The organism is Arthrobacter sp. 92, from assembly GCF_050260325.1.
In the GTDB taxonomy this organism is placed as follows: domain Bacteria; phylum Actinomycetota; class Actinomycetes; order Actinomycetales; family Micrococcaceae; genus Arthrobacter.
This window is the reverse complement of record NZ_CP189863.1, coordinates 192,240-215,424: the sequence shown is the minus strand read 5'-3', so window position 1 is coordinate 215,424 and position 23,185 is coordinate 192,240. Positions and strand designations below refer to the sequence as shown.

The window sequence follows — 23,185 nt, the reverse complement described above, 5'->3', positions numbered from 1 at the left end:
AAGCCGATCCCGCGGTGCTGTAGGCCTAAGCTGCCAGGTGCAGAGTCGGCACGGCCGCTCATGTCTTCCTGGATCCCTCACCAAAGTCACAGCGCCGCTTTGTCGAGGGTAGCGGTTAGGGCCGGAAGGTCCTCACGGATGCAGACTTCATTTACGGCCGATTGGGGTGCACCGTACTTTCGCGGCCGGCGACGGGGATGACTCGCCTCACCAGACCCGAGCTTCCACGAGGGTTCCCACGCCGGGCCTGGCTCACACAGTGAGTTCGGTCGTTGCCTTCGCCGTGGGCGCGAGATGGGGTTCGCCACTGCACCTCTGGCGCCGGTGTACCGGGCACCGGCTGCGGGCGAAGAGCAGGAGAACGCCGTAAGGAACCAGCGCGCTGAGGATTGGTAGGTCCCCCGTGGCGCCCAGAGCTCCTCTTAGCCGTTGGGCTTGCAGACGCTGCATCGAAACAAATGAACTTGGTTGTCCACAGTGCCGCTGGGCGTTATGGCAGGATGTTTCACGTGAAACGTCGTCGGAAATGGCCCGTTTCACGTGAAACATAATCTGTGGTCTCCTGACCTCGTAAGGATCCAGGTGACCGTCACGACGGCCGGACTCGGGCGGACCTGGTGATCGGGGCGGCGGCGTGTCTCACCGACGCTGCTTCGCTTGGCGAACTGCGGGAGGGAGCCTTTTTGTCCGCGACCTCGCGCGCTGGGGGTCTGTAGTCTCGCAGACCGGTCATCGTACGTCAGAGGCGCGCGCACGCAACGCCGCCAGCGCCTGGAAGCGTTGCGCGGGCCGTTGTGTGCGCCAAATACTATCGCATGCCGGTCATCGCAGGCCGGTGCGGTTTCACGTGAAACATACCGTGGTGCTTCCCCCGCCACTCCTTGGTTTCGTAGAGAGGTGCGTTCCGGCTCTTGGACCCGTGCGCCTCATCGCTGCAGACGACGGCAAGCCGCCTCCGCGTGCCCTTCGCTCGTAGTGGGCCATGCGTGGTTCGAATTTATGTTTCACGTGAAACGTTCTTCGGCTCGTCGGGGCCGCGGCGCCGGAGACACATGGGTTGAACCTAGGATTCCGCTGCGGGCTCTGGGAAATGCAAGCGGAACATCAGGATCCGGCTGTCGGTTCAGCCTCAACTGGCTCTTGCGTGACGTTGAGAGTCCTAGTGGGGACCGGCACCGAGCGACAGGCTGCGACTGGGTTGTGTTTCACGTGAAACATTGCGCGGAGGAAATGCGACGGTCCCCCTCTTGGCCTTTGAAGAGGCGAAACGGAACTTACGGTGCAGCTCGGGAGGGCCTGCTTACTACGTTGTGCATGTAGAGCGAGTGTACGAAAGTTACTTTCCGGAGGCCTCCGGCCCGGTCATCGATGAACCGCCCGGTCCGCAGCGGCGTTGCCGCATTCCCCCGATCAAATTGAGCTTCGCGAACCTTGGAGCTTGCTCCTGATCGCGGGAGAGTAGACAATCGGGGGGCCTGTGGGGTGCCTGTTTCGACCGTCGGGCGAGAGGCTCGCAGGATTTGGGCTATCCGTTCCCTGACGTGCCCCGAGGGGACCCTTAGCGGAGAGCAGTACGGTTGGGACATCCGAATGCGAGGACGTCAGAAGGCATGTGTTTCACGTGAAACAGGACGCGTCACTCGGCGCAGACCCTCGCTGGGAAGCCTTATCGAGGCCCGCGCATTAGGAGAAAGATTTCTACGGTGGACGGCGTTTCACGTGAAACAAGCAGGCATGATCCGCCGACCCCTTGGCCCGCTGGGGGCAACCACGGGCCAGATTGTCCAGCCATCCGCGTCCCGCGCCCGCGGGCCAACCCACCACTCCCCTAGGTGTGACTAGTTATGGCGGCGCTGACGGCCAAATCCACCCCACCGAATTACATAGCCGAATTGAAGTTTATTCGGTTGTCATCGCAAGCCAACCGGTCGATGCTATTCGGCCTGCATCGCTGGGCCGCCACGAAATTGAAGCGGCACAAGAAAAGCGGTGGCCGCCAAGACTAGCGACCACCGCCTCTGAGGGTTCCCTGCCCGAACGGGCGGAGTCTTAGGACAGAACGTCGGCGAATTCCTTTTCGAAGAACTGCTTCGGCTTAGCGCCGATCACCGTGCTCTTCACCTCGCCGCCCTGGAAGAGGTACACCGCCGGGATTGACGTAATACCGTACTCAGCCGCGATGGCCGGATTGTCATCAACGTTGAGCTTGACGACGTCGACCTTATCGCTGTATTCCACTGAGATTTCATCGAGGATGGGACCAAGCTTGCGGCACGGGCCACACCATTCGGCCCAGAAGTCCACGATGACCGGCTTGTCGGACGCTAGTACGTCCGCGCTGAAGCTGGCGTCCGTTACGTCTTTTGCGTTGCTCATAACCTTGTCTTTCCCTTCGGTTGGAATAATTGCTTGCTAAGCGTGAATGTCTGCCAGGTAGTGCTCGACATCCAGAGCTGCTACACAGCCGGATCCCGAGGCCGTGATGGCCTGGCGGTACGTGGGGTCAATGACATCACCCGCGGCAAAGACGCCCTTGATGCTGGTCTTCGAGGTGCGGCCTTCGACGGCGATGGTGCCCTCGGGGGTTAGCTCCAGCTTTCCCTTGACGAGATCGGTGCGGGGATCGTTGCCGATCGCCACGAAGACACCGGTCACAGCGAGTTCCGATTCGGTGCCATCCACCAGGTTCTTCAGCCGAAGGCCGGTCACTTTCTCTTCGCCAATGACGTCGTCCACCCCGGTATTCCACACGAAGTTGATCTTCTCGTGGGCTTGGGCGCGGTCCGCCATAATCTTGGAGGCCCTGAGTGTGTCACGACGGTGCACTACCGTTACGGACTTGGCGAACTTGGTGAGGAAGAGCGCTTCTTCCATGGCGGAGTCGCCGCCACCGATTACGGCGATGTCCTGGTCCTTGAAGAAGAAGCCGTCGCAGGTTGCGCACCAGCTAACACCGTGTCCAGAGAGGCGTTTCTCGTTCGGCAGGCCCAGCTCGCGATAAGCCGAACCGGTGGACAGAATGATGGAGCGGGCCTGGAATTTCTCCCCCGTGGCGATGGTGACAGTCTTGATGTCGCCCTCCAGGTTCAACTCGGTGACGTCCTCGAACTGGATCTCCGTGCCGAACCGTGCAGCCTGCTTCTCGAAATTCTCCATGAGGTCGGGGCCCATAATGCCCTCTGGGAAGCCCGGGTAGTTTTCAACGTCCGTGGTGTTCATCAGTTCACCGCCGGCGGTAACCGATCCCGCCAGGAGCAGGGGCTTCAGGTTGGCGCGCGCCGTGTACACCGCGGCGGTGTAGCCCGCCGGGCCGGAGCCGACGATGATGACATCACGTACGTCGGACGCGGTGTTTTCTGCGTTGCTCACTGAACGGTGAACCTCTTCCTTGGTCGATGCGCCTGGCTTTTCCGGCCGGGCACATGGCACAACTGATTCGCGGTGCCGAATATTCCTAGTGTCGATCGCGCCATAAGTAGGACGCCAACACTCAGGCTACCGTCTGGATACTCCGGGAGGCGTGCCGGTTACTGGACTTTGATCTCAGCTAGGCGCAGGCCGTAACCGTAGCGGGTTTTCGGTGCTGCCAGTTTGGGAAGATTCTTGATGGAAACGATCACATACTGAGCCGTTACGGGTTCCGGCAACGGAATAGTGAGATCCGGGGACGTGAAGCTGTTGGTGCCCACTTGCTTGGCGCCGTCCATGGATGGGCGGTCGTTGGTGAACACGCTGATGCTTCCGCCGGACCCGCCCAGCTGGCTGAGGGTGATAGAGGAAACCTTGGAGGGATTCTTCAACTTCACAACGAGCGGGACTTCGGTGGCAAGTCCACCCCAGTTGTCCGTTGCGAACTCCATGTCGGACCAGTAGCTCGCGCCATTGCCATCAAAGGTCTTGGTCAGATCGGCGTCGTAAGTGGCTGCGAAGTCGAAGTTGCCCAAGCGGGAAACTCCCTCGATGGAAGGCGGTCCTGCCACCGGCGCGCTTGGGTTCGGGCTGGCCTGCGCGGACGTCGGTGCCGGCGCCGCGCTGCTGGAGCCACTGGGATTCGGGTTCGCCTGAGGTCCGCTCTTGAAAAGGCTTCCCAGGTTGGTGATGGCAAGGATGAGGCCTACGACAAGGACAGCGGCCAGCAGACCTCCCACGAGCCAGCGCATTGATCGCGGCTCGCGCTCACTTGGTTCGTCATCGTCGTACTCGTCGGTTTCGGCATTCCCCGTACGGGCGAAGGCCGGAAATGTTCCAGCGGCCCGTTCCCCGGTGCTGCGGGAAGGAGCAGGTGCCCCCTGGGCGTGGTTGTCCGAAGTCTTGTAGTCATCTCCGGACCAGAGAGACACCTTGGGTGCCTCCTCCGCTGACCGCGGCGCGTCGACGCGGCCTCCCGCCGGCGGTGCGGCCGGAGGCTTGGTGGATCCACCCAAGCCGGTGCCGCGCTGCACCGGCTGGGGAGAAGTCGGTTGAGGTGAAGTCGCCCTGGGCGGAGCCGCAGGCGTCCGGGGAGAGGCGGTTTGCCGAGACGTGTCGGCTGGCGAAGTCGTGGGCTGTGGCTCGGTTGAAGGCGACGCCGCCTCGGTGCGGGACTTCGCTGCCGCGGCGCCCGCAGCACCTGCCGCAGCACCTGCACCTGCGCCAGCGGCCGCTCCCGCTCCGGCAGCAGCGGCACCCGTGGCGGCCGCCCTGTTAGTCCCGCCTGTGGCGGGTGCCTTGGCAGGAGGCGACGGTGACCGCGGCGGTACCACCGGCGGTGGTTTCCGGGGTCCCCCGGGCTGGCTGTCGCCGTAGCTGATGACGCCGGCGTCGACTTCCTCTTCGTCATACAGCCCGTCGTAGGTTTCCGGCTCATGGGAGCGGGCCTGCCCGAAGATTTCGCTGCCTAGCGTGTCCGTGAAGAACGGCTCAACATAGGGAGGGTTCGAGGCCACCACCAGGTCCAGAAGGTCAGCGGCCGAGGTGTGGTTGGTGATCAGGTAGGTCGTGGCATCGCTGACGCCCAGATCCAGAATCTGCACGTTTCCGGGACGTTCCCCGGTGGCAACCTCGCGCGCGCTCTGTGCCACCTGCTCTGCATTCTCCGGGCCAGCCACCAGGATGCTCACGGGACGGTTTAGAACCTGGTCCACGCCATCCAGCACCAGATCCTGGTCGTGTGAGGTCAGTACTGTGGCAGTGACTTTGTAGCGGCCGCCAAGTACAGATCCAACATCGATCGGGTGGGACACGGGTTCCTCCTAGACTGTCCGGGAATCGCTGGCCTGAATCAGGCCGCAGCGCACACGCCGGTAAGCCGGTTAATTTCTGGTCTGCAAACTACCCTTGTTAGCTTCTGATCCTAGCCGATGGTCCGTGGCCCCCGCGTGAGACAGGCTCGGGGAACTCGAGGCGTTGTCACCTTTTCTTCTTCCGGTCCTTGCGGAAGTAGGGGTTGCGTCCGGCCGCTCCCTGGTATGTCCTGCGGCCCGGCAGCGGGATCTCCTCACGCACGAGGTTCCCGCGCGCGGTGTTGGGAATGTCTTCGGATGGGAGATACCCCTCCTTGAGCCCGGCCGGAACGTCTTCACCATGGTCGGCGCCTCGCTCAACCCGGGGTCCGGCACGGAAGGAGGCGGCGTCGAACTCTCCGGAGATGCGCGGTATGAGGCCGGTGTCCACGGAAACTGTGGCGCGTTCCGGCGTCCCACGTTTCGCGGCTGAACCGACCCTGGCGGAATCGGCCGGAACAGGCGCTGCGGCGGGCAGGCTTCCTCGGCCCAACCGGCCAAGCAACGGCTGCAGCAGGTCCCTCAATTCAGTGACGCGGAACAACTTGAGCAGCAAGAGATAGGTCGCCAGCATCACGGGACCCACGACGACCACTGTGACCAGGGCAGTCAAGCGGTTGATCCAGGCAAAGCCGTCGGCGTTGTAACTCCCCATCAACCACAGGGCAACAGCACCGGTTAAGGCGGACCCCAGCGCCGCATAGCCCATCCGGATGTAGGAGTTGGCGATACGTGGCCCGTCCAGGTTGCCGAGCATCCTGCGAAGGAAGAACGCGCTGACCACCACCGAGAGGATGTTCCCGCCGGTATAGAGGACGGCGATGGCGAAAATGATTTGGCCAAACGGCAGGAACTGGATGAAGAAGGCTGCCACCACGTTGACCAGTGCAAGGATCAACTGGATATAGAAGGGCGTGCGCGCGTCTTCGTTGGCGTAGAAAACCCGGGACATCATGAAGTTCGCGCTCATGAACGGCGTGCTCAAGGCCAGGATGGTCAGTGTCTGGGCCAGCATGACGCCGTCCTGCCGCAGGCCGCCCGAGAAGAACATGCCCAGCGGGCCCGCCAGCGCAAAGAGTGCCAAGGCCCCGAATACGGTGGCCACGGCCATGGTCCGTAATCCGTGGGACAGTGCCTCTCTCAGCCCCGCACGGTCACCCTCCTGGGAGGCTCGCGTCATCCGGTTGAACAGCACGGTGGCCAGGGACAGCGCGATGATGGAGTGCGGGAGGAGATAGAGCTGGCTCGCGACCTCAAGGACCGCGTTTCCCGGCAGCAGCTCCGCGGCGGGGTCCCCCGCGTGCTGAAGACGGAGGCGTTCGGCACCCGGAATAGTGGCGATTCGCATGACGTAGAGAAAGGCGAGCTGCCCCACGGCGGCGGTCAACAGCGTCCAGACGCTTAGCTTTGCCGCCTGCCCGAGCCCCACTCCCCGCCAGCCGAAGCGTGGCCGAAGGCCGAGCCGGAGCCGGAACACCGGAACTAAGAGGATGGCGGTCTGCGCCACCACTCCGATGGTGGAGAATCCCGCGACCAGCAAGGTCTGGAAGGGCCCCCACGTGTCCAGGGTGTGGGGATTTGTGACGTTAGCACCAAGAATCCAGATGAACATGCCCAGGCCGGCGATGGCCACGATGTTGTTCAGGATGGGCGCCCACATGGCGGGGCCAAACGCACCATTGGCGTTCAGTACCTGCGTCAGCAGGGCATACAGCCCGTAAAAGAAGATCTGCGGCAGACACCAGAACGCGAAAGAAACGGCGAGCGACTTCTGTTCAGGGGAATACCCTTGGGTGGTGAGTTCGATGACCCACGGCGCCAGGAGGGTGACCAGCAACGTGAGGCTCAGGAGCACCAGGACAGCAAGGGTCAGCAGCCGGCTGATGTAGTCGGCTCCCCTGTCGGGCGCCTTGCTGGCCTTGATGATCTGCGGCACCAGGACGGCATTAAAGACGCCTCCCGCCACCAGCAGAAAGATCAGGTTCGGCAGGTTGTTGGCGTTGATGAAGGTGTCGTTGACGGTGGATCCAAGGCCGAGGGCGGCGCCCAGCATCCAGGTCTTGCCGAAGCCCAGGAATCTGGACACCAATGTTCCCGCAGCCATGATGGCGCTGGAACGGGCCTCTCCATGCTGGGCAGTCTTGGCGCCGGCGGCACCGGGATTGGAGGAAACAGGTTTGGCTGCTGACATCGCCTTCATCGTCTCAAATATGCGCGGTCAAGCATATGACCGGCGCTTAGTGGGAGGGCCATGTGACCTCAGAGGTGTTCCGGCAGGACTTCTTTGGCCAGATCGGCAATGCGGCGCTCGTTCGGAAACGACAGCTTGCGGGCCAGCTCGTTGATGGGGACCCAGGCCACATCCACGGCTTCCTGGTCCGGATCGTTCTCGATGGTGAGCTCGCCGCCGGTTGCACGGAGCAGATAATGATGAACAGTCTTGTGGACCCGGTGCCCGCTGACTGTGAACCAGTAGTCAATACTTCCGAGCGGCGCGAGAATGCAGCCGCTGATGCCGGTCTCTTCGGCTATCTCACGGACAGCGGCTTCCTCGTTCTTTTCCTTGCCTTCCGGGTGGCCCTTCGGAAGGCACCACTCAAGTCGGCCCCCGCGGTTAAGGCGGGCGATAATCGCCACCCTCAATTCGCCGTCGGAGGTATCGACCACAACGCCGCCCGCGGAGATTTCCTCAACGGTGGGCAGGGAAGCCGGTCCCGGGTGCTGGGCAGGCGCGACGTGGGCACCTATTGCCGACGGCAAGGGTGGGTTTGTCCTCCTGCCGGGAGCGCTCGGTACGGGATGGGCCATGAAGTCCACTCTAACGACTCTTGCCCCGTGGTGATGACCGGAACATGACAAGAAAGTGGACGGCTTATGACGCACATTGCCCCGCCCGCCGCGTAAACGCATGCTTCCGGAACGGTTTTGGTGGGTGATGGCGGGGTTTTCTGACAAGCTTAAGTAACTATGGCGCACGCACATCACAAGTCAGATTCCCACACCGTCGAATTCCAAGTGGACCCGGTGGTCCTGGAGCTCGGCCAGCGGTTTGTCGAGGCGGGCCATGAGCTCTCCCTGGTGGGCGGCCCGGTGCGTGACCTCTTCCTCGGCAGGCTCTCGCCCGACCTTGATTTCACCACGGATGCCACCCCGGACCAGACGGTGGCGCTGATCAAGAAGTGGGCGGACAACTACTGGGAGATCGGCCGCGCCTTCGGCACCATCGGGATGCGCAAAGCAGGCTTCCAGATCGAGATCACCACCTACCGCGCCGAGGCTTACGATCCCCAGTCCCGCAAGCCGGTGGTGGCCTTCGGCTCGTCCCTCACGGACGACCTGCTCCGGCGCGACTTCACCATCAACGCCATGGCGCTGCGGTTGCCTTCGATGGAGCTCGTTGACCCTTTCGGCGGTGTCCGGGACTTGCACGCCTCGCTGCTGGCCACGCCCGGCACCCCTGAGACGTCCTTCTCCGACGATCCACTTCGGATGATGCGGGCGGCCCGCTTTGCCTCGCAGCTGGGAGTGGAGGTGCACGAGGACGTGCGCTCGGCAATGACCCGGATGGCCGAGCGGATCACCATCATCTCCGCCGAGCGCGTCCGTGAGGAACTGGTCAAGCTTATTTGCGGCAAACACCCCAGGGTGGGCGTGGATCTCCTGGTAGACACAGGGCTTGCCGAATACGTGTTGCCTGAAGTCTCTGCGCTTCGGCTCGAGTCAGATGAGCACCACCGGCATAAGGATGTCTACCAGCACTCGCTGCAGGTCCTCGAGCAGGCTGCCGGCATGGAGACAGCTGCCGACGGCGCCGTTCCCGGCCCGGATTTTGTGCTGCGGTTTGCGGCCTTGATGCACGACGTCGGAAAACCGGCGACGCGTCGTTTTGAACCGGGCGGCGCGGTGAGCTTCCGCCACCACGATATGGTGGGCGCCAAGCTGACTGCGAAACGCATGAAGGCCCTCCGATTCGATAACGACACCATTAAGGCCGTGGCACGGCTCGTGGAGCTGCACATGCGTTTCTATGGCTACGGCGAGGCAGGTTGGAGTGATTCGGCGGTCCGCCGCTACGTCACTGACGCCGGGCCCCTGCTGGAGCGCCTGCACCGGCTGACGCGCTCAGATGTAACCACGCGCAACCAGCGCAAGGCTGACCGGTTGTCCTTCGCCTATGACGATCTGGAGGCCAGGATCGTGACATTGAAGGAACAGGAATCCCTCGAGGCAGTCCGCCCGGATTTGGACGGCGGGCGGATCATGGCCATTCTTGGCCTCAAACCCGGGCCGGTGGTGGGCCGCGCCTACAAGTTCCTCTTGGAGGAACGGATGGAACATGGGCCGCTCGACCCAGCAGTCGCCGAGGCAAAGCTCCACGAATGGTGGGCGCTGCAGCCCGAAGCCGCCGACCCGGCCCCTGCATCAGTACCGTCCGCACCGGCGCCGGGCGCCGACGTCGAACTTTCCACAACCGAGGAGTCCTAAGTGATTGCACCCGATAGCGCTGCGCGCCCCCAGCTATGGATACTGCGCCACGGCGAAACCGAATGGTCAAAGAGCGGACAGTACACCGGCCTTACCGATCTCCCCCTGACGGTGGAAGGCGAGCAGCAGTCCGTGGAGGCACGGAAAGTGCTCGAGGGCGTGGACTTTGACCTGGTCCTGACCTCGCCACTTCGGCGGGCACGCCGCACGGCGGAACTGGCCGGATTCCCCGATGCACAACAAGAACCCCTCGCTGTGGAATGGAATTACGGCGACTATGAGGGCATCAGCTCGGACCTGATCCGCAAGGACAACCCCGAGTACCTGATCTGGACCCATGGCGTGCCCAACGGGGAGACGCTGGATGACGTGGCCGCCCGCGCTGACAAAATCGTGGCCCGCGTCCTGGAATCCGGCCTGGACAACGTGCTGATCGTTGCCCATGGCCACTTCTCGAGAATTCTGACCGCCCGCTGGCTGGGGCTGGACGCACATGAGGGACGGCATTTCGTGCTGGGTACGGCAAAGCTGTGCACCCTGGGGTGGGATAAGAAGACCCCCGCAGTGGTGCGTTGGGGACTATAAAGCGATTCATAAACGGACTTGAAGAACTTTGTGAATTTGGTGGCCAAATGCCTGGTTCAGGGTGTAATTTTATTCCTAACCCCCAGCGCGTCTTGCCAGGGTCACAGCGTGCATTGTCCGGGCCATTAATCGGCACAGCGGCAGTTCTGAAAAGGAGGTTGGGAAAATGATTACTTTGACTAGCGGATGGACGTTGAGCGTCGCCGCAGCCCCGGCCTCTGCTGCTGAAGCGCGCCCCGGTTCCGGAGTCGCTGCCTCCTGAGCGTGGGCTGCCGGCATTTCCGGCGAAGCCCCCGAGACATGGAAGCTCCCTGTGATGGGGATCTTTCGAAGCAGAATTCGCTCGGGTGACGCCAGACCAGCTGACCGCTCGATCACTCAGCACCCATAGTTCGGAACGTGCTTTCCGGCGGGTGAATCCGGGCCGCCCCAGATCACTTCGTGGTTAAGTAAATTCCCCGACTATGCCGAATTTTGTACGCCCAATTCCAGCCTTTTAATGGCTCTTCGCATTTAGGCATGGTTGGTCTGTTTGATCCGGTAGGGGCGGTGACCGCCTGCGGCGAGCAGGCATCTGAGTCTGTAGTTGGTGAAGTTACGGAAGCCGCGGGCGATTCTGCGGGTGGTTTCGATGACGCCATTGATCGCTTCGGTAGGGCCGTTGGACGCGCCGAAGGTGTCGAAGTAGGCCATGATTGCTGCCTTCCATTGTTTGAGCGTCCGGCCCAGTCGTGAGACCTCCGGGATCGGGCAGGACGGGAACGAGGAGATCACCTCGTTGACGAGTTCCCTGCCCCGTTCCGGCCTGGCGTGGTAGATGTTCCGGAGCTTCTGGTAGCACTGCCAGGCCAGGGTGACTTCGTGGTCCGGGTCCCCGAGGGTGAGTTTCGCATCGAGCCTGGCGGATTGCTTGTCCGTGAGGTGTTCGGCGCCGATCTGCAGGGTCCGGCGGATCCCGTAGAGCGGGTCGCCCTTGCGGCCGCGGTGCCCGAGGGTGTCCTGCTGGACCCTGCGGCGGACTTCATCGACCATGGCCGATCCCAGTTTCACGACATGGAACGCGTCCAACACGGTGATCGCTTCGGGCAGCTCGTCGCGGATAGCGTTCGCGTAGCCGCGGAACGGATCCAAAGCGGCGGTCTTGATGCCGGCAGTGAATTCCTCGCCGCGGGCTTTGAGCCAGTCCGCGTAGGCCTTCCCCGACCGGCCCGGAACAAGGTCCAGCAACCGGGCGTGAACCACGCCCTTCGCGTCGCGGGTGTGGTCCACGATCCCGGTGACCATCCCGGAACCCGGCGGGCCCGTATGGGACCAGACATGCTCATCCACGCCTAGCGCGTTCACCCCAGTCAGACGGCCGGCCGCTGCGATTCGTCGGGCGGCCTCTGCCTTGATGGCGTCCCAGGCCGTATGCCAGGAGACGCCGAGCTGATGGGCCAGGGCGGAGACCGAGGTGTCGAAACGCTGCAGGCCGTCGGTCGCCCACGCCACGGCCCTGGCAGTCAGTTTCGCCCGGGGCCCGGCCAACTCATGCTCTTCGGTGAAGGTGGTTCTGGGACAGTCAGGGTCCGGGCAGCGCCAGACACGCTTGGCCCACAGCAGCCGCACCGGCCGCCCGAAACACGGGGTGTCATGGAGCCGGACCTGCCGGCGGCCGTGCCCGACCGCGACGACACCGCAGTCCGGACAACCGCTAACAGTTTCCTCTGTCTCAACGTGCAGAACCAGGCCGGTCCCGGCCGCCGTGACAGAGCAGACGTGGATGCCGTGGACACCAAGAAGCGCGTCTGCCCGCTCGCACCAGCGACCGCCCGGGCAGGAAGTAGCATTAGGCATATCAGGGTCTCTTTTTTATTTGGAAGCTTGGTCGCTACCAATTCAAAGAGGCCCTGACCTCTCTCCTCCCGCACCACGCCGCAGCGGCATCAGGACACGCTCCCGCCCTCGGCGCCAGACAGCCCTAACCACGCTCATCTGCGAAGGGCCCTTTTAATCGGCCATTTCAACGGCTCTAATTGTTGTGCCCGAATTCGTAATCATTTACTGGCCTTTGGCCAACCAATGCATCCATCCGGCATCGCGAGGAGGTGAAGCCATGATCAAGAGAATCAGGAAAGCCTGGGCCGCGAAACGGAAAGCCAGCGGCAAGGCCGCCACCACGTTCAACGCCCAACTCCTGGACCGGAATCGCGAAGAAATCCACGCCGTACTTCATCGGATCGGCATGACGCGCTGAGGACGGCCCGGAAGGGCCGATTAACGGTGGAAGGCAACGGTGGAAGGCGCGGGCCCCAAGGGCAACGGTAAGCTCAAGGCATGCAGGAGACATTGCCGCCGGCGAACCGAAAACGGGCACGCCTGGTCATCCCGAGCCGAAGTGACCTCCTGCTGCGGAACTTCACGGAACTCGTCGGCGGACCCTTGGGGCGCCGGGCGGCGCCGGGTCTGGTGGCGCCCGGCGTCTTTACCGTCGAGCGGGTTCTCATCATCCTCACGGTCCTGGCGGCGTTCGCCAGCATCGTGGTCAAAGACTATTGCCGGGTCAACGGTTGGACGTCTCCGTCGCAGTTCTACTCCACCTGCTACTCGGACTTTCCCGAACTATTCCGCAGCCGGGGCCTCGGCGATGGCGCCTTTCCCTTTCTCACGCCAGGGAGCTTCTTCGAATACCCGGTCCTGATGGGTCTGATCGCAGGCGTTACGGCACTGCTGGTCCCTGGGCACGGAGTCGACGACGCCAGAATTCTCGGCTACTTCGACGTTAACGCCACCCTGATTGCCGTTGTTTGGATGATCACGGTTCTGGCCACCGCACGGATGAACCGAAGGCGGCCGTGGGACGCGGCCATGGTGGCGGTTGCCCCGGGCATCATCCTCGCCGGGGTGATCAACTGGGACATGTGGGCCGTGGGATTGCTGGCGGTTGGAATGTATTTCTTCTCCCGGGAGCGTCTGGTGCTGGCGGGGGTAATGATCGGTTTGGGCACAGCCACCAAGGTCTACCCGGTGCTGATTTTCGGTGCGCTTCTGCTGCTGGCCATGCGTACGGGCAAGGTGCGGCCACTGATGGTGACCGCAGCCGCCGCGGCAGGAACCTGGCTTGCTGTCAACATCCCGTTCGCCGCCCTAAACCCCGCGGGGTGGAAGTACTTCTACCAGTTCACGCAGGAAAGGCCCGCCGGCTACAGTTCGCCCTGGTTCGCCTTCAACCTCGTGGCCGAACGGCTGAATTGGCGGCCTCTGGGGCCAGACGTCATAAACAGCATGGCGCTCAACCTCTTCCTGCTGGCCTGTGTGCTGATCGCCCTCCTCGCGCTGACGGCACCGCGCAGACCGAGGGTGGCGCAGCTGACCTTCCTGATTGTGGCGGCGTTCATCCTGACCAACAAGGTGTACTCGCCGCAGTTCGTCATCTGGCTTATTCCCCTGCTGGCGCTGGCCCGCCCCCGGTGGCGCGACTTTCTGGTTTGGCAGGGGATCGAGGGGATCCACTGGGCGGCCGTCTGGATGTATCTCGGTCAAGTGACCAGCGGAGGCGCCACCCAGCACAATATTGATATGCCCTACTACGTCCTGGCCGTTATCCTTCATATGTCGGCAACGGCATATTTGATGTGGCGAGTTTCCTGGGAGGTCTGGGAACCCCGGCTTGATGTGATCAGGTTCCAGGGCGTCGATGATCCACAAGGCGGTCCGTTCAACACAGCGGCCGACTGGCTGCGGCTGGATCCGGTGCATCCGGGCAAGTCGGTGTGGCCCCGTCCCAAGGAGGCCGTCCATGGTTGATGTGGCAGTTGTCGGATCCGGACCCAATGGACTCGCCGCCGCGGTGGTCATGGCCCGCGCCGGATTAGAGGTCCACGTCTACGAGGCCGACTCCGTTGTTGGCGGCGGGGTCCGGACCCTTGAACTGATGCGCCCCGGCCACTTCCACGACGTGTGCTCCGCCGTGCATCCCATGGCCCTGGCCTCACCGTTTTTCCAGGACTTCGAACTGTCCAGGCGCATCGAGCTGCGGACGCCCGAACTTTCCTTTGGCTCACCCTTGGATGGTGGCCGCGCCGCGCTGGCGTACAGGTCCCTTGACCGCACGGCGGCGGAATTGGGCCGGGACGGCGGAGCTTACCGCCGGCTGATGGAACCCCTGGTGCGCCGGGTGGAGCAGGTCACAGAACTGACACTGAATCAACTCCTCCGGATTCCCCGGGACCCCGTGGCGGCTGCCATGTTGGGGCTCCGAACGCTGGAACAGGGCACCCGTGCCTGGAACCTGCGGTTCAGGGAAGAGTTGGCCCCCGCTCTCCTGGCCGGTGTGGCAGCCCACGCCGTGGCACCCCTGCCGTCGCTTGCCTCTGCCGGCGCCGGCCTGATGCTGGGAACCCTCGCGCACGTTCAGGGCTGGCCGATTCCGGTGGGAGGCTCAGCATCGATCGCCCAGGCGATGTTGGCAGACCTTGAAACCCACGGAGGAACGGTCCACACCGGGACCCGGATCGGATCCCTCAAGGAGTTGCCCGCGGCGAAGGCGACCCTGTTGGATGTTGCGCCCCCCGCCCTGCGACGGATGGCCGCCGACGACCTGCCGTCCGGATACCGCCGTTCCCTGGAGAACTTCCGTTTCGGTAACGCCGCCTGCAAAGTGGACTTCATTCTCTCCGGGCCCGTGCCATGGAGCGCGGCCGAGCTCTCCGATGCAGGAACGGTGCACATCGGCGGGACCCGCGCGGAAACAGCCCAAGCCGAGCGCCTGGTGGCCGCCGGACGTCATCCGGCGCGGCCCTACGTGCTGGTGTCGCAGCCGTCCCGCTTTGACCCTGGCCGGGCACCGGCCGGCCGGCATATCCTATGGACCTACTGCCATGTTCCTGCCGGCTCAACGGTGGACATGGGCGAGGCGGTGATCGCCCAGCTTGAACGCTTTTCCCCGGGATTCCGCGACCTGGTGGTCGAGTCCAAGGTGACCACCGCTGCGGCCTTGGCGGACTACAACGAGAACTATGTGGGGGGTGACTTCGGTGCCGGGCTGATGGACGTTCGTGGCTTGATCCAGCGGCCCGTGCTGAGTCCGGTGCCATGGCGCACTCCCCTGTCCGGCGTGTACCTGTGCTCGTCATCGACGCCGCCGGGCCCCGGCGTGACCGGGATGTCCGGCTACCACGCGGCAAGATATGCCTTGAAGGATATGTACGGGCTGGGGCTCCCGTCACTCGGCCTCTAGCCGGCGAGCCGGATCGGCAGGGTCAGGGGTTAGCCGCGGTAAAGCGTGCCCGGCGGTGTGACGGGGACTCGATCTCGTCGAGCATGGCCACAGCAAAGTCCTCCACCGAGATTGCGGCACCAGCGGGCGTATCGACGGCTGTGACATAACGGCCGGTGCGTTCTCCGGGCACCAAGGCGGGGGCCGGCGAGAGCATGGTCCAGTCCAGCGTCTCAGGGGCCGCTCGAACGGCATCGAACGCCGCAGCCATGGTCCGGGCCTCGGGCCTATAGGGCTCCGGAAAATTCGGGGAATCACACAAGCGGACGCCGCCCACCTCCAGCGATCCTGCTCCTCCAACGACCAAGAGCCGCGTGGTGCCGGCGTTATTGAATGCTGACTTCATGGCGGACAGCCATTCGCCATGGTCACCGCCCGTGCGGCTGGGCACCGTTGCCAACACGACGGCGTCGTGATTTCGTGCGACGTCGGCGAAGGTGTCAGCATCCGCCAAATCAGCGCTGCGGGCCGTGGCGCCCCGAACTCCGGCGCCCGTGCGGGATATTGCGGTCACTTCGTGGCCGCGGCGCAACGACTCCCGGACAATCCTGCTGCCCACCATCCCCGTTGCTCCGTACACTGCGATTTTCATGTCACTCCTTGAGCCGGGCTTCGCTGAAGCTCACAGTATTTAAAGGATACCGAGGGCGTAAAAGGAACGGGGAGACGCTTTTGGCGTTGCGGCCGGACGGAGCGGCCGTTTACGTCGGGGATTGTGACAAGGCCTTCGGTGTGGCGACCGGGCATAATGGCGCCATGGGGAACTTTCAGAAACTTTCGCTTGCTCTTGTGGGACTGATCATTGGCGGGTCGGTGGTGGCCTGTGATGACGGCCGCTCCAAGGCCGACAACGCCGCGAAGGAGCTTGCCTCGGCCATCTCTGCCTTGGACGTCGGCTCGATCGCCTTCGACGGCAAGGATGCCGCCGCTGCCAATGACCAGCTCAAAGAGGTGTTCAAGGCACTCGAGCCGGCTAAACCCGCAGTGGCTGCCGGCGACATGAAGCTGGAAGGTGACACTGCTACGGTTCCGTTGAACTACAGCTGGAAGATCGGATCCGGGGAGTGGAAATACTCCGTTTCCACCCAGCTCAAAAAATCCGGGGACACCTGGCGTGCCACATGGAATCCGGCCATGCTGGTGCCTGAGCTCGCCGAGGGGGAGATCCTCAGCAAGGCGGCCGAATCGCCTCAACGCGCGGACATCCTGGGCGCGGGCGGCGCCCAGCTCGTCGCATACCGGCCCGTTGTTAACGTGGGAATCGACAAACCGCAGGTTGGGGGCGGGGACATCGCCGCCGCAGCCACGAAGCTTGCCCAACTGGTGGGCGTGGACGAAGCCGCCTACGTCAAACAGGTGGAGGCGTCCGGCGCTGAGGCCTTTGTTACCGCCATTACCCTGCGCGACGACGGCAACCGTACCGTCTCTGACGAGCAGATCGCCGCGATTCCCGGCGCACGGTCCATTAGGGACAGTCTGCCCCTGGCCCCGACCCGCACCTTTGCCCGGGCCGTCCTGGGCTCCGTTGCCCAGGCGAGTGCCGAACAGATCGAGAAATCCGGCGGCGTACTCTCCGCCGGGGACGTGACCGGCAACGGTGGCCTGGAACAGCAATACGATGCGCAGCTGCGCGGGACGGACAAGGTGGTGATCCGGGCGCAGAAAGCCGGGCTCACCACAGCCGAGATCAAAGCGGCCCCGCAAGATCCGCGGCGCACGGTCTTCGAGGTCCCCGCTAAACCCGGCGTTCCGGTGAAAACCACACTCGACCCGAAGCTGCAGCAGTGGGCCGAGGACGTCCTGGGCAAGGTCGGCCCAGCCTCGGCCATCGTGGCCCTGCGCCCCTCCAGTGGCGCCGTGCTGGCTGCCGCGTCCGGCCCGGGCAGCAATGGCTACAACACCGCCATGCTGGGCCAGTACGCCCCGGGTTCAACATTCAAGATAGTGGATTCCCTCGCCCTGATCCGCAACGGGATGACCCCCGATTCCAAGGTGGAGTGCACCCCCACCCTGACCGTTGACGGCCGCACCTTCAAGAATGCCGAAGGATATCCGGCCGGATCGTTGGGCTCCGTTACACTGCGGGACGCCTTTGCCCACTCCTGCAACACGGCGTTCATTTCGACCCGTGACGCCGTTAGCCAGGCCCAGCTTGAGTCCGCCGCAACGTCCCTGGGCGTGGCGGTTGAAGCGCCCGCCCTCGGAGCCGCAGCCTTCCTTGGCTCAGTGCCGGGCGAGGCCGAGGGGACTGAACATGCGGCATCCATGATCGGCCAGGGCAAGGTGCTGCTATCCCCGCTGGCGGCCGCTGTGATGGCCGGCTCAGTGGCGAAGGGGGCTCCGGTGTCCCCCGTGCTTGTGCTCGCTCCGGACGCGGGGGCGCCAGCCGCCACCGCGCCGACGGCCACAGCCGTCCCGACGATGGACGCAACCTCGCCGGCGCAGGGAAGCGATGCATCGCCGTCGGCCACTGCGCTGGCTCCGGCCAAAACGTCCGATAAGCCGGTGACTGCAGCGGAAGCAGCGGCCTTGGCGGACATGATGCGCGCCGTCGTGACGTCCGGACACGCCGGCTTCCTGGCCTCGGTGCCGGGAGCTCCGGTGGGAGCGAAGACAGGCACGGCCGAGTTCGGCAAGGAGAACCCGCCCAAGACGCATGCCTGGATCGTGGCTGTGCACGGCGACCTGGCCGTAGCCGTGTTCGTGGAGGACGGCGGGCTGGGTGCCACCACCTCCGGGCCGCTGCTCAAGGAGTTCCTCACCCAGGCCGGCTAAAAATGCGGCGTCGGGCCGTGGGAAGATTGAACGCGTGGCCCATATTGACGTTTCCGGCATCGACTACTTCCTCTCCGACGGCACACAGCTGCTCAATGGGGTGAGCTTTAAAGTGCCCGACGGCACCAAGACGGCGCTGATTGGCCCAAACGGCACGGGTAAAACCACGCTCTTCCGGATCATCTCCGGGGACCTCACACCCGATGAGGGCGTGATCGGACGGTCCGGAAACATGGGCATCATGGGCCAGTTCGTCGGCCAGGTCCGGGACGACTCCACGGTCCGCGACCTGCTGGTTTCCGCCGCACCACCCGCGCTGGCCGCTGCCGCGCGGGCCGTGGACGAGGCGGAACTCGCCATGATGGAGCATGACGACGAGCCCACCCAGATGACCTACGCCCAGGCGATTGTGGACTGGGGCGACGCCGGCGGCTACGACGTCGAGACCGTCTGGGACGAGGTCTGCATGGCCGCACTCGGGCTGCCGTTCGACCGGGCGCAACACCGCCCGGCGTCCAGTCTCTCCGGCGGCGAGCAGAAGCGTCTGGTGCTGGAGGCCCTTTTCGCCGGCCCGGATGAGCTGCTGCTCCTGGACGAACCGGACAACTACCTCGATGTCCCGGGGAAGCGCTGGCTCGAGGCCAAACTCAACGAATCCAAGAAGACGGTGCTCTTCATCAGCCACGACCGCGAGCTGCTGAACAACGCCGCCGGCCGGATCGTGACGCTCGAACCAGGCATCAACGGTGCCGGGGCATGGGTCCACGGCGGCGGCTTTGGCTCCTACGTGGAGGCGCGCGCGGACCGAAACGCCCGGTTCGAGGAGCTGCGCAGACGGTGGGACGAAGAGCACGTGAAGCTCAAGGAACTCGTCAACATGTACAAGAACAAAGCTGCGTTCCGCTCGGACATGGCCAACCGGTACCACGCCGCGCAGACGCGCCTGGCCAAGTTCTTGGAGGCCGGTCCGCCCGAGGCCTTGCCGATCGAGCAGAACGTGAAGATGCGGCTCAAAGGCGGCCGCACGGCCAAGCGCGCCGTCGTTGCCGAAAAGCTCGAACTGACCGGGCTCATGAAGCCCTTTTCCACCGAAGTGTGGTTCGGGGACCGTGTGGGCGTGCTCGGTTCGAACGGCTCGGGCAAGAGCCACTTCCTGAGGCTGCTGGCCACAGGAGGAACCGATCCGGAGCGTGAGCACCTGCCGGTGTCCGACGTCGAGATCGCGGAGGTCCCGCACGAGGGCACGGTCAAACTCGGCGCCCGCATCCGCCCCGGATTCTTCGCCCAGACGCACGTCCGCCCCGACCTGCTCGGGAAGACCCTGCTGGAGATCCTTCACCGGGGCGACGAGCACCGTTCCGGCATGGGTCGTGAAGCCGCCGCCGGCGCGCTTGACGGATATGGGCTCGCCGGGCAATCGGAACAAAAGTACGAGTCGCTCTCGGGCGGCCAGCAGGCCCGGTTCCAGATCCTGCTCCTTCAGCTCTCCGGCGCCACGCTGCTGCTGCTGGATGAGCCAACGGACAACCTGGACCTGCACTCAGCCGAGGCGCTGGAACGGGCAATAGACCACTTCGAGGGCACGGTCCTGGCCGTCACCCACGACCGCTGGTTTGCCCGGACCTTTGACCGCTTCCTGGTCTTTGGATCCGACGGCAAGGTGTACGAGTCCGAGGAGCCCGTGTGGGACGAGAAACGCGTGGAGCGCGCGCGGTAGCCCCGCCGGGTGATCGCAGCGTGGGCGAGATGCTTGCCCTGCAGAATCTCGCTGCAGCCTCGGCAGCAGTGGGGCTTGGCGGCTGAAAGGGCACCCTGTTCCGCTAGCTGGTGTGCTGGAGCGTCGCACTGCCGGCGCTGATCACCGTGCTAATCTTCCCCCAATCGACGCCGATAATTGGCTGGATGGTTCCCTGATGACTGACATGCACCTGGCCGGCTTACGCGCGGCCGTGGCCGATCCCGCCCAGGTAAAGACACGGGCAATCGACCTGCACGCGAACGCCCACGATGCCTCCCACTTCCTGCTCATCCCCCAGGCCGTGGTGATGGCCGGAAACGCGGCGGAGGTGGCCGGGCTGCTGCGGGCCAGTGCTGCCCACGGGTTGCCACTGACCTTCCGCTCCGGCGGCACCAGCCTCAGTGGCCAGGCGGTCACGGCCGGCGTGCTGGTGGATGTGCGGCGCAACTTCAAGGATATTGAAGTGCTCGACGGCGGTGCGCGCGTGCGCGTGCAGCCCGGCGTCACCGTCAGGGCCCTGAACACCCGTCTGGCCCGGCACGGGCGCAAGTTCGGCCCCGACCCGGCCAGCGAAGCCGCCTGCACCATCGGCGGGGTGGTTGCCAACAATTCCTCAGGCATGAACTGCGGCACCGTGGACAACGCCTATCAAACGATCGAGTCGCTGACCGTGGTGCTGCCCTCAGGGACGCTGATCGACACCGGGGCACCGGACGCCGGCGAGAGGCTGCGCACGCTGGAACCGGCACTCTACGAAGGGCTGGCCCGGCTGGCCCAACGGGTACGGCAGAACAGTGATTCCGTGCGGAGGATCCGGGAGCAGTTCGCCATGAAGAACTCCATGGGGTACGCGCTGAACTCGCTGCTGGACTTCGAGAACCCCGTGGACATCCTGACCCACCTGATGGTCGGCAGCGAGGGCACGCTTGGCTTCGTGGCGGAGGCGGTCTTCCGGACCATTCCGCGCTTGCCTTTCGCCGCCACCGGGCTGCTGGTCTTTCCGGACCTCGAGGCAGCCAACACGGCCCTGCCTGCCCTGGTGCACACCGGGGCGGCAACAGTTGAACTCATGGATGCCCTCTCCCTGAAGGTGGGACAAACCCTCAAGGGGACCCCCGCCGTCATACAGGACCTGGCGGTCCGGGACCACGCCGCCCTGCTGGTGGAGTATTCGGCCGGCAACGCGGACGCCCTTGCGGAGCTCCAGCACGGCGCGGAGGCCATGCTCGGCAACCTCGGACTTTCGGCCCAGGCCCGGTTTACGGTGGACCCGACAGCCCGGGACCAGTTGTGGCACCTGCGCAAGGGGTTGTATGCCTCCGTGGCAGGCGCCCGCCCGCAGGGGACCACCGCGCTCCTTGAGGACATTGTGGTGCCGGTGCCTGTGCTGGGGCGCACCTGCCGGGAACTGGTCGGCCTGTTCGACAAATACCGGTACAGCAACAGCGTGATCTTTGGCCATGCCAAGGACGGCAACGTCCATTTTATGCTTACCGATGGCTTCGCTTCGGCAGCCGAACTGGACCGCTACAGCGCGTTCACCGAGGACATGGTGGACCTTGTCCTCGGCGAAGGCGGATCCCTCAAGGCCGAGCACGGCACCGGCCGCGTGATGGCACCTTATGTGCGCCGGCAGTATGGCGAGGAGCTCTATGGCGTTATGCGCGGCATCAAGGAACTGTTCGACCCGGCCGGGATACTCAGCCCCGGCGTGTTGATGGACGATGACCCGCGTGCGCATCTGCGCCACATCAAAACGGCTCCGCCCGTTGCCGAGGAAGTGGACCGGTGCGTCTCCTGCGGCTATTGCGAGCCGGTCTGTCCCAGCAAGGACATCACCCTCACACCCCGTCAGCGGATCGTGACACTCCGGGCCATCGAGGCCGCGCGGCTGGCGGGAGACGTGGCGCTGGTGAAAGACCTGGAGAAGGACTACGACTACAGCTCGGTTCAGACATGCGCCGTGGACGGCATGTGCCAGACAGCCTGCCCCGTGGACATCAACACCGGCACGCTGGTCAAAGATCTCCGTAAGTCCGGCGCCGGCCCCGCGGCCAACGGCCTGTGGAACGCTGCCGCCAAGCATTGGGAAGGCGTGACGCGGGGGGCATCGATCGCGCTGACGCTGGTCGACAAGCTTCCACCCGCCGCTGTGCAGCCGCCAAACGCGGCCGTCCGGGCGCTCCTCGGCACTGACACGGTGCCGTTGTACTCACCCGAATTGCCCCGGGGCGGTTCGGTGCGGAAAAGGCCGACGCCGGAAGGCCGGGCGGACGCCGTCTACTTCCCGGCATGCGTGGGCACCATGTTCGGACCGGCCGGCTCCGTGCCGGCCACCGCCCAGGCGACCGGGGTCCAGTACAGTTTTGAACAGCTGTGCGCCCGCGCGGGGATCCGTCTGCTTGTCCCCGAGGGAATCGATGGTCTGTGCTGCGGCACGCCCTGGTCCTCAAAGGGCATGGTGGCGGGCCGGAGGACCATGCGGGACAAAGCTTTGGCGGCACTCAATGCAGCAAGCCTAGGCGGCGAGCTTCCCATCATCTGTGACGCGTCCTCGTGCACTGAAGGGCTCCGCCAGTCTCTCGAGGATGCCGACCCGCTGCCGGGACAGCATCCGTTCCGGATAGTGGATGCGGTCGACTTCGCGGCGGAGCACATCCTGCCGAAGCTTCCGGATCATGAAAAGTTGACTTCGCTGGCCCTCCATCCAACCTGCTCCTCCACCAGGATGGGAATCAACAGTGCCCTGGAGACCGTGGCCAAAGCTGTTGCCGACCGGGTCGAAGTTCCCGAAAACTGGGGCTGCTGCGCCTTTGCCGGAGACCGTGGCATGCTGCACCCCGAGCTGACGGCCTCCGCAACCCGGAAGCAGGGCGCCGAGATCAAGGAGATGGGGGCCTCAGCCCACGCCTCGTGCAACAGAACCTGCGAGCTGGGGATGACCCGTGCCACAGGTTCCGAATACCGGCATGTGCTGGAACTGCTTGAGCAAGTCACGCGGGGTGGGAAATCACCTGGCAGCGAGGCGGACCATGAGGGGTAAAGACCGAAAAGCTCAAAATTCTGATTAATTGAGCAGTTTAC

The 23,185-nt window shown here is 64.2% G+C and carries 15 protein-coding genes; 8 read left to right on the top strand and 7 right to left on the bottom strand.

Annotation, left to right across the window (positions count from 1 at the left end; all coding sequences use genetic code 11):
- Positions 1 to 2,049: 2,049 nt before the first annotated feature.
- From trxA to ACP4XC_RS00965, 5 genes are all read right to left on the bottom strand, one after another.
- On the bottom strand, positions 2,050 to 2,376 hold the full coding sequence (trxA, locus tag ACP4XC_RS00985) for a thioredoxin (protein WP_427173029.1): 327 nt from the start codon (positions 2,374 to 2,376) through the stop codon (positions 2,050 to 2,052).
- A 36-nt stretch (positions 2,377 to 2,412) separates the two neighbouring features.
- On the bottom strand, positions 2,413 to 3,369 hold the full coding sequence (gene trxB / locus ACP4XC_RS00980; protein ID WP_427173028.1) for a thioredoxin-disulfide reductase: 957 nt from the start codon (positions 3,367 to 3,369) through the stop codon (positions 2,413 to 2,415).
- Positions 3,370 to 3,527: 158 nt separating this feature from the next.
- Positions 3,528 to 5,222 (bottom strand): ABC transporter substrate-binding protein, encoded by a 1,695-nt coding sequence (locus tag ACP4XC_RS00975; protein WP_427173027.1) that lies wholly within the window; start codon positions 5,220 to 5,222, stop codon positions 3,528 to 3,530.
- A gap of 166 nt (positions 5,223 to 5,388) precedes the next feature.
- Positions 5,389 to 7,452 (bottom strand): murein biosynthesis integral membrane protein MurJ, encoded by a 2,064-nt coding sequence (gene murJ, locus ACP4XC_RS00970; RefSeq protein ID WP_427173026.1) that lies wholly within the window; start codon positions 7,450 to 7,452, stop codon positions 5,389 to 5,391.
- A gap of 68 nt (positions 7,453 to 7,520) precedes the next feature.
- On the bottom strand, positions 7,521 to 8,069 hold the full coding sequence (locus ACP4XC_RS00965; RefSeq protein ID WP_427173025.1) for an NUDIX hydrolase: 549 nt from the start codon (positions 8,067 to 8,069) through the stop codon (positions 7,521 to 7,523).
- Between the two features lie 159 nt (positions 8,070 to 8,228).
- Here ACP4XC_RS00965 and ACP4XC_RS00960 point away from each other — a divergent pair, with 159 nt between their 5' ends.
- The gene (locus ACP4XC_RS00960) at positions 8,229 to 9,746 is read left to right on the top strand and encodes a CCA tRNA nucleotidyltransferase (protein WP_427173024.1); all 1,518 of its coding nucleotides are present in this window, start codon (positions 8,229 to 8,231) and stop codon (positions 9,744 to 9,746) included.
- Positions 9,747 to 10,331, top strand: a complete 585-nt coding sequence (locus ACP4XC_RS00955) for a histidine phosphatase family protein (RefSeq protein WP_427173023.1) — start codon at positions 9,747 to 9,749, stop codon at positions 10,329 to 10,331.
- A 513-nt stretch (positions 10,332 to 10,844) separates the two neighbouring features.
- On the opposite strand, the gene ACP4XC_RS00950 is transcribed toward ACP4XC_RS00955, so the two are convergent.
- The gene (locus ACP4XC_RS00950) at positions 10,845 to 12,167 is read right to left on the bottom strand and encodes an ISL3 family transposase (protein ID WP_427173022.1); all 1,323 of its coding nucleotides are present in this window, start codon (positions 12,165 to 12,167) and stop codon (positions 10,845 to 10,847) included.
- Positions 12,168 to 12,426: 259 nt separating this feature from the next.
- Here ACP4XC_RS00950 and ACP4XC_RS00945 point away from each other — a divergent pair, with 259 nt between their 5' ends.
- The 3 genes from ACP4XC_RS00945 (at position 12,427) to ACP4XC_RS00935 (ending at position 15,549) form a co-directional block, all read left to right on the top strand.
- Complete coding sequence (locus ACP4XC_RS00945) at positions 12,427 to 12,567, top strand: hypothetical protein (RefSeq protein WP_427173021.1); 141 nt, start codon at positions 12,427 to 12,429, stop codon at positions 12,565 to 12,567.
- 80 nt (positions 12,568 to 12,647) lie between these two features.
- Positions 12,648 to 14,117: a glycosyltransferase family 87 protein gene (locus ACP4XC_RS00940; protein WP_427173019.1), complete on the top strand. Its 1,470-nt coding sequence runs from the start codon at positions 12,648 to 12,650 to the stop codon at positions 14,115 to 14,117.
- A complete protein-coding gene (locus ACP4XC_RS00935) occupies positions 14,110 to 15,549 on the top strand; it encodes a phytoene desaturase family protein (RefSeq protein ID WP_427173018.1) in 1,440 nt (479 codons plus the stop codon). The genes ACP4XC_RS00940 and ACP4XC_RS00935 overlap by 8 nt, the downstream gene beginning before the upstream one ends.
- A gap of 22 nt (positions 15,550 to 15,571) precedes the next feature.
- Here ACP4XC_RS00935 and ACP4XC_RS00930 read toward each other — a convergent pair whose 3' ends face one another.
- Positions 15,572 to 16,180 carry an NAD(P)-dependent oxidoreductase gene (locus ACP4XC_RS00930; protein WP_427173017.1) on the bottom strand — a complete coding sequence of 203 codons (609 nt, stop codon included), beginning with the start codon at positions 16,178 to 16,180 and terminating at the stop codon, positions 15,572 to 15,574.
- Between the two features lie 164 nt (positions 16,181 to 16,344).
- Between ACP4XC_RS00930 and ACP4XC_RS00925 the strand changes: the two genes are divergently transcribed.
- The 3 genes from ACP4XC_RS00925 to ACP4XC_RS00915 all read left to right on the top strand — a co-directional run bounded on the left by ACP4XC_RS00925 (position 16,345) and on the right by ACP4XC_RS00915 (position 23,144).
- Positions 16,345 to 18,363: a penicillin-binding transpeptidase domain-containing protein gene (locus ACP4XC_RS00925; protein ID WP_427173016.1), complete on the top strand. Its 2,019-nt coding sequence runs from the start codon at positions 16,345 to 16,347 to the stop codon at positions 18,361 to 18,363.
- A gap of 34 nt (positions 18,364 to 18,397) precedes the next feature.
- Positions 18,398 to 20,080 carry an ABC-F family ATP-binding cassette domain-containing protein gene (locus ACP4XC_RS00920; protein WP_427173015.1) on the top strand — a complete coding sequence of 561 codons (1,683 nt, stop codon included), beginning with the start codon at positions 18,398 to 18,400 and terminating at the stop codon, positions 20,078 to 20,080.
- Positions 20,081 to 20,276: 196 nt separating this feature from the next.
- Positions 20,277 to 23,144 carry an FAD-binding and (Fe-S)-binding domain-containing protein gene (locus tag ACP4XC_RS00915; protein WP_427173014.1) on the top strand — a complete coding sequence of 956 codons (2,868 nt, stop codon included), beginning with the start codon at positions 20,277 to 20,279 and terminating at the stop codon, positions 23,142 to 23,144.
- Positions 23,145 to 23,185: the final 41 nt, after the last annotated feature.

What these genes read in the sequence shown, in the direction of transcription:
- ACP4XC_RS00950 (WP_427173022.1), bottom strand. Translation starts at nt 12,167, where the DNA reads ATGCCTAATGCTACTTCCTGCCCGGGCGGTCGCTGGTGCGAGCGGGCA.
- trxA (WP_427173029.1), bottom strand. Translation starts at nt 2,376, where the DNA reads ATGAGCAACGCAAAAGACGTAACGGACGCCAGCTTCAGCGCGGACGTA.
- ACP4XC_RS00940 (WP_427173019.1), top strand. Translation starts at nt 12,648, where the DNA reads ATGCAGGAGACATTGCCGCCGGCGAACCGAAAACGGGCACGCCTGGTC.
- ACP4XC_RS00965 (WP_427173025.1), bottom strand. Translation starts at nt 8,069, where the DNA reads ATGGCCCATCCCGTACCGAGCGCTCCCGGCAGGAGGACAAACCCACCC.
- murJ (WP_427173026.1), bottom strand. Translation starts at nt 7,452, where the DNA reads ATGTCAGCAGCCAAACCTGTTTCCTCCAATCCCGGTGCCGCCGGCGCC.
- ACP4XC_RS00925 (WP_427173016.1), top strand. Translation starts at nt 16,345, where the DNA reads ATGGGGAACTTTCAGAAACTTTCGCTTGCTCTTGTGGGACTGATCATT.
- ACP4XC_RS00915 (WP_427173014.1), top strand. Translation starts at nt 20,277, where the DNA reads ATGACTGACATGCACCTGGCCGGCTTACGCGCGGCCGTGGCCGATCCC.
- ACP4XC_RS00935 (WP_427173018.1), top strand. Translation starts at nt 14,110, where the DNA reads ATGGTTGATGTGGCAGTTGTCGGATCCGGACCCAATGGACTCGCCGCC.
- ACP4XC_RS00960 (WP_427173024.1), top strand. Translation starts at nt 8,229, where the DNA reads ATGGCGCACGCACATCACAAGTCAGATTCCCACACCGTCGAATTCCAA.
- ACP4XC_RS00930 (WP_427173017.1), bottom strand. Translation starts at nt 16,180, where the DNA reads ATGAAAATCGCAGTGTACGGAGCAACGGGGATGGTGGGCAGCAGGATT.
- ACP4XC_RS00945 (WP_427173021.1), top strand. Translation starts at nt 12,427, where the DNA reads ATGATCAAGAGAATCAGGAAAGCCTGGGCCGCGAAACGGAAAGCCAGC.